Raw genomic sequence first — 13,570 nt, forward strand, 5'->3', positions numbered from 1 at the left:
TGTGCCTCGCATCCTCGGCTTGTGCCTGCCGCTCTTTCATGGCGACATGCGGGCCCTTCGGACGTTTTCTGGAATTGAGGCCCTTTAGTGGGGTTCCGGAGATTTTGCCTCCGGGTGACGCGGATGCCCGGGGCGGGCGGGGCATGTCGGCGACGGACACGAGACAGGAAGTCCCAGCCACGAGCGCGGACGCACTGCTGGAAGCGCTGGATGAGGCGGAGCGCCATGACTCGGAAGGGTGCATGGTGTTGCGAGCCGTGCGCGATGCGGCTGGCGCCATCGTCGACTTCGAGTGGCTGTGGGCCAACCCCGCGGCGACCCGGGCCCTGGGCCAGGGGGCTGACTCGCTGCGGGGCCGCCGGCTGAGAGAGGTCTCGCCCGACGCGGGCCTGGGCGGTCGGCTGGAGGTGCTGCGGCAGGTGGTGGAGTCGGGGCGACCCGCGGCGGACAACTTCCCGGAAGGCGATGCGTGGCTGCTCGGCACCGCGGTGCCCCTGCGCGACGGTGTGCTCCTGCGCGTGCGCGACGTCACCAGCGCGCTGCGCGTGGAGGAGGGCCTGCGTGACACCCTCGACTGGGTGCGCGACGTGCTGGAGAGCACCCCGGAGGCGTTCTTCACCGCCGACGCCGAGTGGCGCATCACCTACGTCAACCGACAGGCCGCGGAAATCACCGGCCGCACGCAGGAGCAGGTGTTCCGCCGCGTGCTGTGGCAGGCGTGTCCGGAGTTGATCGGCACGCTGTTCGAGCGGGAGCTGCGCCGCGTCGCCGCGGAGGGCTCCTCCACCATCTTCGAGGTGCGCACCGCCCCTGAGCGCTGGCACGAGGTGCATGCCTGGTGCTCCGGGCAGAACGTCTCCGTCTTCTCGCGCGACATCACCGGCAAGAAGCGCGCGGAGGCGGAGCGGGACGCGCTCCTGACGCGCGAGCACTCGGGGCGACTGGAAGCGGAGGCCCTGGTGCGGGAGCGCACCGAGGAGCTGGTGGCCGCGCGCGAGCGCCTGGTGCAGTCGGAGAAGCTGGCCATGGCGGGACAGCTCGCCGAGGGCGTGGGGCACGAAATCAACAACCCGCTCTCCTACGTGAGCGGCAACCTCCAGTTCGCGCTGGAGCAGCTGGAGCAGCTGCACCACGTGAAGGACCCGCAGGCGGGCCCCTTGAACGAGGCGCTGGAGGCGCTGCGAGAGGCCCGCGAGGGCGCCGAGCGCATCCGCGTCATCGTGCGCGACCTGCAGATGTTCGCGCGCGCGGATGAGCCGCACCTGTCCCCGGTGGACGTCCACGCGGCGCTGGAGTTCGGCCTGGCCATGGCGATGCCGCACCTGCGCTACCGCGCGGAGGTGGTGCGGCGCTATGCGCAGGTGCCCACGGTGATGGCGCACGAGGCGCGGCTGGGGCAGGTGTTCCTGCACCTGCTCGTCAACGCGGCGCAGGCGATTCCCGAGGGCGACTTCAACCGGCACCGCGTCACCCTCTCCTCGCGAGTCGAGGGGGCGTGGGTGGTGGTGGAGGTGGCCGACACGGGCCATGGCATGACGCCCGAGGTGGCCGAGCGCGCCTTCGAGCCGTTCTTCACCACGCGGGGCGTGGGGGAGGGCAGTGGGCTGGGGCTGTCCACCAGCCTGGGCATGGTGCGCAGCATGCGCGGGGAGCTGACGGTGACGAGCACGCCGGGCGCGGGGACGACGTTCCGCGTGCGGCTGCCGGTGACGAAGGCGCTGCCGGACGCGGTGGCGAAGGGCGCGCTGGCGGACGTCCCCGCGCGCAAGCGGGTGCTGGTGGTGGACGACGAGCCTCAGCTCGCGTCGCTCTTGCGCCGGCTGCTCGGGCGGCACCACGAGGTGGTGGTGACCCACAGCGGGCGGGAAGCGCTGGCGTTGCTGGAGCGCGACGCCGACTTCGACCGCGTGTTCTGCGACCTGATGATGGCGGACGTGACGGGGATGGACCTGCACGCGGAGCTGTCCGCGCGGGGGCCGGAGCTCCTGTCGCGCTTCGTCTTCATGACGGGCGGCGCGTTCACGGAGCGGGCTCGGGCGTTCCTCCAGTCGGTGCCGCTGCCGCGAATCGAGAAGCCGTTCGACCCGGGCACGCTGCGGGCGCTGGTGGAGGGAGCACCGCCGCGCGCCAGGGCCGTGGAGCCGCTGGCGCGCGTGGCGCGGTGAGGGTGACGGCCTACAGCTTCACTTCCTCACGGTCCGGGTGGGTGATGTAGCCGGAGCCCGCGGCGACCAGCTTCTCCAGCAGCTTGTCCATGCCGTTGGAGCGGGCGAAGGCCATCTCGTTCTTGGTGACACCGACCAGGGTGAGCAACTGCACCTTGCCGCTGGGCAGGGCGAAGTGGTCGGGGCGGGAGGGGTCTCGGACGAAGACGAAGCCGCTGAGCTTGGAGTCTCCGCCGTCGAGGGTGCCTTCCACGGGGTAGCGGTGGCCCATGGCGAAGGCCCGCATGCACACGAGGTTGTAGGCCATCATGTCCAGCAGTCGGAAGACGGGCCACTTGGCCTCTTCCTTCGTGTGGATGACCATCTCGTAGCCGATGCCACTGGGGGCGTCGTCGGGGACCTCCTCGCCGGGGGTGATGGTGAAGGGGTTGGACAGTCCACTGGTGACGTAGGTCCAGTAGGGGTAGTCCGTGCTCGGCGGGGCCACGCGCACGCCCATCGGTCCCCAGTTGGGGTCCGGGTCGCCTTCTACTTGCGCGATGTCACTCTCCATCCACGCTTGGATGGCGTCGGTCTGGTCGAGCGTGAAGACGCCTTCGTCGATGGCGCCGAACATCTTGGGGTACTCGACTTCATCGCGGTCCGCCCAGCAGTCCTCGTACCACTGGATGAAGTCTTCGTCCGTCTCCGGGGCTTTCATGACGGTTCTACTCTAGAGGCTCACCCCGGTTTCTCAACTTCCCTGAGGGGCCTCCCGGAGCGTCCTACGGGTGGGGAACAGGGGCCTGCCCCCCGGGTCGGTCCGCATGACTCTTGGAAAGCGGGATTCCGGAGGGTGGGTCAGGGCTCCCTGGACCCGGGGAGCGGCCAGGGCTTGAGGCCGCAGATCCGCTCGGCTTCCTCCACGGCCAGGTTGAGCCGGGCCCGCTCGCGGCGCACGTGGTCCCTCACCGCGGAGTCCAGCCTCCGGTCGAAAATCACGTGGGCGCTGTGCACCGCGGAGGGCTCGAAGCCCCGAGACACCTTGTGCTCGCCGCCCGCACCGGGCTCGAACACCTTGCGGCCCGCGCGGATGCAGTCGTCGACCGAGTGATACAGGCAGACATGGAAGTGCAGGAACGGGTGCTCCTCGACGCTGCCCCAGTAGCGGCCGTAGAGCCGCTCCTTCGTCGCCAGGTTGAACGCCCCCGCGATGACCTGGCCCTCGCGCACCGCCTCCACCATCTCCACCGTGTCCGGCATCGCCTGGAAGACGCGGGAGAAGAACCCCGGCGTGAGCTGCACCTGTCCCCACGCGTGCCGCTCACACGTGGCCGTGTAGAACTCATGCGCGCGCTTCGCATGCGCCGCGGTCAATTCCTCGCGCCGCACCGTGCGCAGCAGGATGCCCTGCGAGGCCGCCGCCGCGCGCTCGCGCTTGAGCTGGTTGCGGCGCTTGGAGTCGAAGCGCGAGAGGTAGTCGTCGTAGCTGCCGTACCCCGGGTTCTTCCAATGGAACTGGAGCGTCACCCGCCGCGCCAGCCCCTGCTCCTCCAGGAAGTCCGCCTCGTCGTCCGTCGGGTAGAGGAAGTGCACCGACGAGCACCCCGACTCCCGCGCGCTCTGCACCGCCGCGGACAGGAGCGCCTTGCGCAGGAGCGGCACGTCCTCGCCCTCCGCGATGAGCAGCCGCGGCACCGTGGCCGGGGACAGCGGCCCACCGACGAGGAGCTTCGGGTAGTACTCCACCCCCGCGCGAGCGGCCGCGTCCGCCCAGCCGAAGTCGTAGATGTACTCGCCCATGCTGTGGAACTTGCGGTACGCGGGCGCGGCGGCCACCAGCGTCGGGCCTCGCCACAGCGTCAGGTGGTGCGGCGCCCACCCGGTCTCCTCGGTGGCGCTGCCGCTCTCCTCCATCGCAGCCAGCCAGGCGTGCCGGATGAAGGGAGGCGCATCCGGCCCCGTCAAGGAGTCCCAGTCAGCGGCCGGGACGTCCGTCACTGCGTCGAGGATGCGAAGGCGGAGCGGGGTGTCGGTGGGCACGGGAGGGCAGTTCTAACGCGCCCCTCTCATCCGCGCCGCTCGGCCCAGGAGGAGAAGGCGAGGGAACGGGCCCCGGGCGGCCCGTCACCTGCCTTGTGCCCCAGGGGCGGACCGTCAGGCCCTCTCCCCGGGGTCTCCTTCCACCAGACCCGAGTCCAGCGTTCAGCGGAACAACGGCTCAGGCGGCCCGAGCGGCCCCCGCCTCGCGAGCGGCCTCGCGCGGCTCCGGCCACACGGCCCGCTGCGGCGTGGCGATGCGGATGACGCCCAGCTTCGCCAGCACGCGCATCACCTGCCACGTGGGGTCCACCTCGAACTTGCGCGCCGCGAAGTTCGGGCTGCTGCCGTACTTGTGGTGGTTGTTCTGGAACAGCTCACCCATGCACAGCACCTCCACGGGGAGCGTGTTGCGCGACTTGTCCGTGCTGTCGAAGTTCCGGTAGCCGTACTTGTGGCCGCACCAGTTCACGATGGCCCCGTGCACCGGCCCCATCAGGAAGTGGATGGGCAGCAGCAGGAACTGCCAGGGCGACGTGGCGAACGCGATGTAGAACGACGAGTACGCCGCCACCCAGAAGAGCGTCGCCACCCACGAGGTGCGCAGGGTGTCATCCACCAGCGGCCACTCGGGGTAGCCCCCCAGGAAGCGGGGCTCCGGCTGGCCCTTGCCCTCGGTGTAGTCGTCGTAGCGCTTCTTCGTGTGCAGCATCATCCGGAACACGTCCGTGAAGAAGTGCGGCGAGTGCGGGTCCTTCTCCGTGTCGGAGAAGGCGTGGTGCTCGCGGTGCAGGATGGCGTAGGCCTTGGGCGACAGGTACGACGAGCCCTGCACCAGGTAGGTGAGCAGGTGCATCACCCGCTCCGTGCGCGGACCCATGGTGTACATGCGGTGCGCGGAGTACCGGTGCTGGAAGAAGCTCTGGAAGAAGACGCAGAGCAGCCAGTGCGACACGAAGAAGGCAAGGACGGCCATGGCGGGTTCCCGGTTCGGTAGTGGTGTCCGGGTAACACCGGCCATGTCATGGCTTCGTCAGCCGCGGCCGAAAGACGGGGCCTCCAGGCGGTGGAACGGGCCCTGGCTACAGGCCTCTATCAGCAAGACGCACCGCGTCCTCTCATGACGCGCGCCGCCAGGGGCTCGATTTCCGGTAGCAAGCCCCCGCACCCCACACGCATCGAGACAGGAGCACCCACATGGAGCGGGCCAACATCGTCCTGCTGGACAAGGCGCACGTCTGGCATCCGTACACCGCCATGGAGGCCTACATCGCGGCGACCCAGCCCCTGGTCATCGACCGCGCGGAGGGGTGCTACCTCTTCGACGTCGACGGGAAGCGCTACCTCGATGCGAACGGCTCCTGGTGGGTCTCCACCCTGGGGCACCGCCACCCCCGGCTCTTGCGAGCGCTCACCGAGCAGGCGGGGAAGCTGCCCCACGTCTCGCTCGCGGGCATCACCCATGAGCCCGCCGCCGCGCTCGCCACGGAGCTGGCCGCGATTGCACCGGGCGCGGACCGTCCGGAAATCCCCTTGGCGGAGAAGCTGACGCGCGTCTTCTACTCCGACAACGGCAGCACGGCGGTCGAGGTCGCCATCAAGATGGTGGCCCAGTACTGGGCGCAGAACGGCCGCCCGCGCCGCACGCGCTTCATCACGCTCTCGGGCGCGTTCCACGGAGAGACCCTCGGCTCCACCAGCGTGGGCGGCGTGCCGCTGTTCCGCGAGGTGTTCGGCCCGCTCCTCTTCGACGTGGTGCACGTGCCGTCGCCCGCGGAGGAGGGCGGCTGGGAGCGCGCCTTCAACCAGGTTCAGGCCGCGCTGCGCGAGAATCCGGAGGAGATTGCCGGCGTCATCGTGGAGCCCGTGATTCAGGGCGCCTCCGGCATGCAGATGTACTCGCCGGACTTCCTGCGCGCGGTGCGCGAGGCCACGCGCGCGGTGGACACGTTCCTCATCGCCGACGAGGTCTTCACCGGCCTGGGCCGCACCGGCGCGCGCTTCGCCGTGGACCTGGCCGGCGTGGTGCCCGACGTGCTGTGTCTGGCCAAGGCGCTCTCGGGCGGCTTGATGCCCTTCGCCGCGACGCTCGCCTCGGAGCGCCTCTTCTCGGGCTTCCTGGGGGCGTCCTCGCGGGCGCTGTATTACGGGCACTCGTACTGCGGCAACCCGCTGGGCGCGGCCGTCGCTCGCGAGGTGCTCGCGGTGTATCGCACCGAGGACATCCTGGGGCAGGTGGCGCGCAAGGCGCCGCTCGTGAAGGCCGCCTTTGAGCGCATGGCCGCCTCCATCCCGGGCCTGGTGCGTCCGCGCGCCGTGGGCATGGTGGGCGCGGTGGACCTGGGCGGCGGCGGCTACCTGGCGAGCGGTGGCTGGCGCGTGTACGAGGCCGCGAAGCGCCGGGGCCTCTACCTGCGCCCGCTCGGGGACACGGTCTACATCGCGCCCGCGCTCAACATCCCGGACTCGGTGCTCGAGGAATTGCTGTCGGGCGTGGAGGAGTCGCTGCGAGAGGTCGCCGGGGGGTGACCGCCCGCGGGCCCGTCAAGACACCGGCGGGGAGGAGGGAGGCCGCGCGACCAGACGCTCCTGTCGGAACAGGAGCACCTCCCGGATGATGATTTGCGCCGACGCCGCGACGGGCACCGCCACCACCGCGCCGACGACGCCCGCCAGCTCCGCGCAGAACAGCACCGCCAGCAGGACGACCAGCGGGTTGACGTGCACCGTGCGCCGGAACACGAGCGGCGCCAGCACGTTGCCCTCGAGTTGCCCGTACAGCGCGAAGTACGCCAGCACGCCGAGCGCCAGCCACATGCCGCCCGTCGCCCACGTCAGCAGCGTGATGAAGCCTCCGGCCACCACGGGCCCCGCGTAGGGCACCATGCTGGAGAAGCCGCTGAGGATGCCCAGCGGCAGGAAGTACGGCACGCCGAGCACCGCCAGCACTGTGGACGTGAGCAGCGCGTTGAACGTGCAGATGAGCGTGAGGCCAATCAGGTAGCCGCCCGTGGCCTCGTACACATTGCGCAGCACGCGCACGTAGCGCTGCCGGTGCTCCGGCCGGGGCAACTCCAACAGCCGCCGCAGCAGCCCGCCGCCGAACACCAGCATGAAGACGACGAGGAAGAAGACGCTCAGCGCGCCGCCGAAGAGGCCCACCACGCTGCCAATGGCATGCATCACGAGCGTCGGGACCGTGCCCCCCGTCAGCTCCGGCGTCGAGATGTCCAGCTTCGGCGTCCAGCCCAGGTTGTGGAGCCGCTGGACGAAGACGCGGCTGAGCCGTGACTCGCGCACCTCCTGCCAGAGCTGGGGCCACTGCACCATCAGCGCGTCGACCTGCGCCGCGGCGGCGGGGATGACCAGCAGGGCCAGCGCCGCCAGCGCCGTCAGGGCCCCCGTCAGCATCAGCGCGATGGCCAGGGGCCGAGGCACCTTCTTGTGCTCCAGGAACGACACCCCGTGCTCCAGCGCCAGGGCCAGCAGCGCGGCGAGCCCCGTCAGCGTGAGCGCGACGCGCGTGCGCACCACCAGCACCACGAGCGCCAGCACCGCCAGCACCGCGAAGCACACGGTGAACACCGTCTTGAGTGTCACCTGGGAGTGCTGCCCCACCCGCCGCTCGTCCTCCACCGTTCCCCCACGCCTGGCCGACGCACGCCTCGTCGCGTGGGGTATGCAGTCCTTCGGCCCGAAGGGAGTCTCACCACCGCGTTGCCGTGGCGAGTGTCACGTCCCCTCCACTCCGGCCGCGAGGACACCCGCGTGAGTGTCCTCACCACGACATGCCGGGCCCTAGCCTCGCGAGGGGAACACGCCTTCCAAGGCGATGATGAAGTTGAGGACCAGGAACGGGCACATGTTCTGGTGCGGCTGGCTCCCCCCCGCGATGCCGATGGCCATGGGGTTCATCGTCCCGTCGATGGGCGCAGAGCGGTAGTTGGTGGCGGTGGCTTCGGTGTCCGCCGCGAGTACCGTCCCCACGGGCGTCTCCGTGTCTCCGTCCTGCGAGCTGACGTTGAGCGAGTGGGTGTGCGCGGGCATCTGGGTCGAAATCAGCGTCACCGTCTCCACGCCGCCCTGCTCACCCAAGGCGCGCGGGGAGAGCCCAGGCCCCTGGCCCGACTGCATGGGATAGCGGCCGCGCAGGTCCGGCAGCGCGAAGGTTGTCTGTCCATTGCCGCCATACGTCGTGCCGAGGATGGCGAAGAGCGCCTGGTTCTGCGCGATGGAGAGAATCTGCCCTTCGCAGAGCGCCCACCCCTGAGGTGCGAAGTTCCCCGCGAAAATCCTGATCTCACCGATGAACTGATCTGACACGAGCACGCCTTTCGAAGTCTGGGTGATGTGGTGTCGGTCCAGAGCAAACCTTCGGCCAGCGGACGTATCAGGGCTGTTTCCCTCTGGGCCGGGGGCCTCCGGGCCGGGGCCGTCTCCACGCGTCATGCGTCGGGGGCCGACGCGAGGTGCGTTCCAGGCGAACGCATTCCGTCGCCGACACATGCCGTGGGGAGGCGCGCAATGGCCCCGGGGCCCGTTCGTGTGTCCCTCACCAGCGCCGCTGACGCTGGGGAACGCCACGCCCCCCGTGGATGTCCAACGGCACCAGGCCTCATGGGCCTGGGGGACCCCCACGCGTCCACTGACGGACACCCGACTCCCACCTCGTTCATCACCCAACGCCCATTGAAGCAACCGTGACGGCCCACGTCCGTGGAGACGCGAAGCACACGTCAGACCCGGATGAGAGCTTCGGGGGCATTCCCGACAGGAGCACGAGATGAAGAAGACGCGCGACCCCGAGCTGGCCCAGGCCCTCCAGGAGGCTCGAGAGACGGAGGACCGGTGGCGTGGGCTCGCCACGCGACTCCTGGAGCTCGGTGACGACGCCATGGACGCGCAGCTCCTCGTCGCCTTCCGCGCCGCGCGGGAGGAGGGCGTGGTGCCTCCCGACGCGGGCTTCTTCCTGGTGGCCCACATCCTCACCGCCATGGCGGACGAGGCCCTGACGGAGATGCCGCGCGTCCAGCGCCTCGCGCTCGAGCTGGACCTGATGGAGCGCGAGTACGGCATGCTCGACGGCGTCTGGTGCGATGACGAGGAGTCGGCCCCCGAGGACTGGGAGGCCCTCTGCGCCGAGTACGAGGCCGCGTGTGACGAGGCCCGCGCCGCCTTCTTCAGCGCCTACGGCGAGGAGGACATGGCCCGGCTGTACCTGGAGGACCGCGTCTGCTTCCACCGCCGCTTCGAGAGCGGCCGCCGCTTCTTCCACGGCCTGCCCATGCTCCCCGAGCACCTCCACTGAGCGGCCCGGCCCTCCCAGGGGCCCTGAACTTATTCTCGTGGGTTGATGAAGCCCCCCTTTCGGGCGGCGAGAATTCGAGAGCTGGCATTGGGGACGGGGCAGGCGGCCGGGCGGTGCGGGCAAGCGCCTGGGGATGCCGCAGCACAGCAATGGCGAAACTTTATGTTCACAATTGTGTCAATTAGCCCGGCTACAGGGTGGCGCAATGCGCCTTTGATGCTCACGCTTGCGTAGCGCTGGCGTTTTCCAACGTCACACCCTATTTGGCCGCACGACTTCGGGGTGGCGCGGCGTGGGCCGGAACGGAAGTCAATGCATACCAAGGACACAGAGACTCGAAACTCCAAGGCGAGTCTCTAAGCGGGCGGCGCGCGTCTCCGAACGAAATCCCCTCCAAGGGCTCGGGGCCGCGCGCCGCCGCACTTTTTCGGGCGGACTAGAGTGCGCGGCCATGACGACCGCACAAGCCACCCGGCTCTTGGACCTGCTTTGGGAGCGCTACGCCGCGGAGGTGCCTTATGCGCGCACCTTCGTGGAGCTCTCCGGGGGCAGCTTTCGCAATGACCATGTCGCGCTGCGCTCGCTGGCGAGGCCCGGAGGCGGCATCGCGCTCTTCTCGCGTCCCTTCGAGCGGCTGGGCTGGAAGCCCGCGGGCGCGTACACGTTCCCGGACGCGCACCTCTCCGCCATCTACCTGTCGCACCCCGCGGGGCTGCCGCGCGTCTTCCTCTCCGAGCTGAAGTCGGAGGAGCTGTCGCCGCGTGCGCGGGAGCTGCTCTCCACGCTGCCGGACGACTCACCGCCGCCCGAGGACGTGGACGCGCTGGCGGCGTGGTTCTGCTCGCCGCCGCCCCCGTCGGAGGCCGCGCTGCTGGAGCTGGAGAAGGAGTCGCAGTACGGCGCGTGGCTGCTGGCCTTCGGCCGCAAGGTGAATCACTTCACGGGCTCGGTGGACGACGTGGAGGCGTGGCAGCGGCGCATGCGCGACGCGGGCGTGCCCATGAAGGCGGACATCGAGGGCGCTCCGGGCACGAAGCTGCGGCAGACCGCCACGCAGGCGGCGCCGCTGTCGGTGACGCTGCGCGAGGGCGGCCGCCGTCCGTGGCCCTACGCGTACTTCGAAATCGCGCAGCGCACGCCGGACTTCGACGGCTTCCTGGGGCCGCAGGCGCGCGCGCTGTTCGACATGACGAAGCGCTGAGGCCCGTGCCCGTCACCGCAGGGCGCGGATGACACGACAGGGATTTCCCGCCGCGAGGACATACGGCGGGATGTCCTTCGTCACCACGCTGCCGGCGCCGATGGTGACGCCCTCTCCGATGGTGACGCCCGGCACGATGATGGAGCCTCCGCCCACCCACGTCTTCGCGCCGATGGTGACGGGCTTCGCCAGCTCCGGGCCCTTGATGCGCTCGTCCGCGTCCAGGGGATGCGTGGCCGCGTAGACGTGGACGTTGGGCCCGAAGGACACGTCATGGCCGATGGTCACATGGGTGCAGTCCAGGATGACGCATTGGAAGTTCATGTAGACGCGGTCGCCCAGGCTGATGAAGGTGCCGTAGTCGCAGTGGAAGGGCGGCTCGAGGTAGACGCCCGTGCCCAGCTTTCCGATGAGCTGTCCCAGCAATTGCTGTCGCGCGGCCGCGTCCTCCATGTCGGTGTCGTTGTAGAGGCGCACGAGCTTGCGCGCGCGAGACCTCCCCGCGACCAGCTCCGCGTCCATGGCGTTGTACAGCTCACCCGCCAGCATCTTCTCCAGCTCGGTCCGTGCCATGGGCGGCAGTCTTCACCGGATGCGTGGGGGCTCGCCACGAAGTTGGGATTCTGTCTGGAGATGGACGCCGCTTTCCTCGCACATTCTCCGAGGTCCAACGAAGTGGCTGTAACAAGTGGGTAGGCGCGGAAACGTCTCACTCATGTAGTGTGGTGGCCTCTTCCTGACTCGTGGGGGGACGTGTTGATTCGGATGGTGGCGAGAAGTGTCGGTCTGGTCGTGGTGCTGGGGTGGCTGACCCCGGCCTTCGCGCAGGGGAGGACACCCGCGCAGGCGATGCCGTTGGTGGACTTCGCGGCGGGCGCGGAGCTGCTGCGCGGCGGCATGACGGCGAAGACCGGCGCCACGAAGACGGGCAAGCCGGCGGTGGAGGCCATCCTGGGCGCGATGGCGCGTGCGTCGCGCTTCCGCCAGGTGGTGATGTCTCCGGATGGCAAGCGCGTGGCGTGGGTGGAGCCGGCGCTGGCGGGAGGCAGCCACATCTACGTGCTGGAGCCTGGGGGCCCCGCCCCCGTGGCCGCGCGCGTGTGGGCCTGTCCCGAGTCTCGCGCCTGCAACGAGGACTCCCTGGCCTGGAGTCCCGACAGCCAGCGCCTGGCCTTCCTCTCCGACGCGCAGCAGGCGGGGCAGCCGCAGCTGTATGTCTCAGACATCCAGGCGGGCGCCGCCAGGAAGCTGACGGCCTTCGAGGGGCCGCTGGCCTCGCCCCGGTGGTCACCGGATAGCGAGTCGCTGTCGGTGCTGGTGATGCAGGGCGCGGGGGCCGCGGAGGCCAAGGGGCCGCGGGGCCCCGGCGCGCGAGAGACGGGCGTGGTGCGGGAGACGAGCCCCGTGCGGCGCCTGGCGCTGGTGTCCGTCGCGGACGGCGCGCACCGCGTGCTGACGCCCGATTCGCTCTACGTCTACGAGTACGCCTGGAGCCCGGAGGGAGCGCGGGTGGCGTTCATCGCCGCGGCGCCTCCGGGGGATGCGAACTGGTGGGTGGCGAAGCTGCACGTGCAGGAGCTGGCGGCGAACGCCCGCGCGCGGGTCCTCTACTCGCCCAAGTGGCAGCTCGCCGAGCCGGTGTGGAGCCCGGATGGAAAGAGTGTCGCCGTCATCGAGGGGCTGATGAGCGACCAGGGCTCCAACGGAGGCGATGTGCTGGTGGTGCCGCTGGACGGCGGCAAGGTGCGCAACCTCACGCCGAAGATGAAGGCGACGGCGATGTCGCTCGACTGGGTGTCGGCGCGCAAGCTGGTGTTCGGGGCTCAGCAGGGCGGCGAGTCGGCGATGTTCTCGGTGGACCCGGTGAAGGGGGAGCTGTCGCCGCTGTGGAAGGGCGCGGAGCGCATCAGCGCGGGCGGCCCGGTGGGGCTGTCGCTGTCGAAGGATGGCAAGACGAGCGCGGTGGTGCGGGAGTCCTACGCGCGGGCGCCCAACATCTGGGTGGGGCCGGTGGGGGAGTGGGAGCAGGTCACCCGCCGCGAGGACGACTTCCGCGCGCTGGTGGGGGAGACGCGAGAGGTGACGTGGAAGGGCGACGGCATGGAGATGCAGGGGTGGCTGGTGGCGCCCGCTCCGTCGCTGGCGCCCTCCGGGGCCGCGCGTGCGCCCATGGTGACCATGATTCACGGCGGTCCGGCGGCGGGCGCGGTGCCGTCCTTCAAGCCCGACGTGGTGCTGTTCACCTCGCGCGGCTACTTCGTCTTCCTGCCCAACTACCGGGGCAGCTTCGGCCAGGGCGAGGAGTTCGTGCAGGCCAACCGGCGCGACTTCGGCTTCGGTGACTTGCGGGACGTCGTCGCGGGGGTGGACGCGGTGCTGGCGAAGGCGCCGGTGGACCCCTATCGGCTGGGCGTGATGGGGTGGAGCTACGGCGGCTTCATGTCGATGTGGGCCGTGACGCAGACGCAGCGCTTCCGCGCGGCGGTGGCGGGCGCGGGCATCTCCAACTGGCAGAGCTACTACGGCACCAACCGCATCGACACGTGGATGCGGCCGTACTTCGGCGCGTCGGTGTACGACGAGCCGGAGGTGTACACGCGCAGCTCGCCCATCAACTACGTGAAGCTGGCCCGCACGCCCACGCTGGTGCTGCACGGGGAGCGCGACCTGGAGGTCCCCGTGACGCAGAGCCTGGAGTTCCACCGCGCGCTGAAGGAGCTGGGGGTGAAGACGCAGCTCGTGGTGTACGCGGACGAAGGCCACAACCTGGGCCGGCTGGAGCACATCGTGGACCGGATGCGGCGCACGGTGGAGTGGCTGGACACGCACCTGACCTCCAGCTCCAACGGCGGCGCCCGGGCGTCGGCGCCGCGCTGA

The 13,570-nt window shown here is 70.1% G+C and carries 11 protein-coding genes; 5 read left to right on the top strand and 6 right to left on the bottom strand.

Annotated features, from left to right (window positions below; all coding sequences use genetic code 11):
- Nucleotides 1-143: 143 nt before the first annotated feature.
- Nucleotides 144-2,165 carry an ATP-binding protein gene (locus MYSTI_RS01545; RefSeq protein WP_015345933.1) on the top strand — a complete coding sequence of 674 codons (2,022 nt, stop codon included), beginning with the start codon at nucleotides 144-146 and terminating at the stop codon, nucleotides 2,163-2,165.
- A gap of 10 nt (nucleotides 2,166-2,175) precedes the next feature.
- On the opposite strand, the gene MYSTI_RS01550 is transcribed toward MYSTI_RS01545, so the two are convergent.
- From MYSTI_RS01550 to MYSTI_RS01560, 3 genes are all read right to left on the bottom strand, one after another.
- Nucleotides 2,176-2,865: a suppressor of fused domain protein gene (locus MYSTI_RS01550; protein ID WP_015345934.1), complete on the bottom strand. Its 690-nt coding sequence runs from the start codon at nucleotides 2,863-2,865 to the stop codon at nucleotides 2,176-2,178.
- Between the two features lie 140 nt (nucleotides 2,866-3,005).
- Complete coding sequence (locus MYSTI_RS01555) at nucleotides 3,006-4,187, bottom strand: GNAT family N-acetyltransferase (RefSeq protein WP_015345935.1); 1,182 nt, start codon at nucleotides 4,185-4,187, stop codon at nucleotides 3,006-3,008.
- 178 nt (nucleotides 4,188-4,365) lie between these two features.
- On the bottom strand, nucleotides 4,366-5,160 hold the full coding sequence (locus tag MYSTI_RS01560) for an acyl-CoA desaturase (protein ID WP_015345936.1): 795 nt from the start codon (nucleotides 5,158-5,160) through the stop codon (nucleotides 4,366-4,368).
- Nucleotides 5,161-5,381: 221 nt separating this feature from the next.
- Here MYSTI_RS01560 and bioA point away from each other — a divergent pair, with 221 nt between their 5' ends.
- On the top strand, nucleotides 5,382-6,713 hold the full coding sequence (bioA, locus tag MYSTI_RS01565) for an adenosylmethionine--8-amino-7-oxononanoate transaminase (RefSeq protein ID WP_015345937.1): 1,332 nt from the start codon (nucleotides 5,382-5,384) through the stop codon (nucleotides 6,711-6,713).
- Nucleotides 6,714-6,728: 15 nt separating this feature from the next.
- Here the strand turns inward: bioA and MYSTI_RS01570 are convergent, their stop codons facing one another.
- Complete coding sequence (locus tag MYSTI_RS01570) at nucleotides 6,729-7,820, bottom strand: AI-2E family transporter (RefSeq protein ID WP_015345938.1); 1,092 nt, start codon at nucleotides 7,818-7,820, stop codon at nucleotides 6,729-6,731.
- A 162-nt stretch (nucleotides 7,821-7,982) separates the two neighbouring features.
- Nucleotides 7,983-8,507: a phage tail protein gene (locus MYSTI_RS01575; protein WP_015345939.1), complete on the bottom strand. Its 525-nt coding sequence runs from the start codon at nucleotides 8,505-8,507 to the stop codon at nucleotides 7,983-7,985.
- Nucleotides 8,508-8,967: 460 nt separating this feature from the next.
- Here MYSTI_RS01575 and MYSTI_RS01580 point away from each other — a divergent pair, with 460 nt between their 5' ends.
- Nucleotides 8,968-9,492 (top strand): hypothetical protein, encoded by a 525-nt coding sequence (locus tag MYSTI_RS01580; RefSeq protein ID WP_015345940.1) that lies wholly within the window; start codon nucleotides 8,968-8,970, stop codon nucleotides 9,490-9,492.
- Nucleotides 9,493-9,943: 451 nt separating this feature from the next.
- On the top strand, nucleotides 9,944-10,693 hold the full coding sequence (locus MYSTI_RS01585; RefSeq protein ID WP_015345941.1) for a DUF1338 domain-containing protein: 750 nt from the start codon (nucleotides 9,944-9,946) through the stop codon (nucleotides 10,691-10,693).
- A 12-nt stretch (nucleotides 10,694-10,705) separates the two neighbouring features.
- Here MYSTI_RS01585 and MYSTI_RS01590 read toward each other — a convergent pair whose 3' ends face one another.
- The gene (locus MYSTI_RS01590) at nucleotides 10,706-11,266 is read right to left on the bottom strand and encodes a sugar O-acetyltransferase (protein ID WP_015345942.1); all 561 of its coding nucleotides are present in this window, start codon (nucleotides 11,264-11,266) and stop codon (nucleotides 10,706-10,708) included.
- 192 nt (nucleotides 11,267-11,458) lie between these two features.
- Between MYSTI_RS01590 and MYSTI_RS01595 the strand changes: the two genes are divergently transcribed.
- Complete coding sequence (locus tag MYSTI_RS01595; protein ID WP_015345943.1) at nucleotides 11,459-13,570, top strand: S9 family peptidase; 2,112 nt, start codon at nucleotides 11,459-11,461, stop codon at nucleotides 13,568-13,570.

This window comes from Myxococcus stipitatus DSM 14675 (assembly GCF_000331735.1).
Taxonomy (GTDB): Bacteria; Myxococcota; Myxococcia; order Myxococcales; family Myxococcaceae; genus Myxococcus; species Myxococcus stipitatus.

Coding starts and splice junctions, on each gene's coding strand:
- MYSTI_RS01590 (WP_015345942.1), bottom strand. CDS start 11,266: ATGGCACGGACCGAGCTGGAGAAGATGCTGGCGGGTGAGCTGTACAAC.
- MYSTI_RS01595 (WP_015345943.1), top strand. CDS start 11,459: ATGGTGGCGAGAAGTGTCGGTCTGGTCGTGGTGCTGGGGTGGCTGACC.
- MYSTI_RS01550 (WP_015345934.1), bottom strand. CDS start 2,865: ATGAAAGCCCCGGAGACGGACGAAGACTTCATCCAGTGGTACGAGGAC.
- bioA (WP_015345937.1), top strand. CDS start 5,382: ATGGAGCGGGCCAACATCGTCCTGCTGGACAAGGCGCACGTCTGGCAT.
- MYSTI_RS01580 (WP_015345940.1), top strand. CDS start 8,968: ATGAAGAAGACGCGCGACCCCGAGCTGGCCCAGGCCCTCCAGGAGGCT.
- MYSTI_RS01560 (WP_015345936.1), bottom strand. CDS start 5,160: ATGGCCGTCCTTGCCTTCTTCGTGTCGCACTGGCTGCTCTGCGTCTTC.
- MYSTI_RS01585 (WP_015345941.1), top strand. CDS start 9,944: ATGACGACCGCACAAGCCACCCGGCTCTTGGACCTGCTTTGGGAGCGC.
- MYSTI_RS01545 (WP_015345933.1), top strand. CDS start 144: ATGTCGGCGACGGACACGAGACAGGAAGTCCCAGCCACGAGCGCGGAC.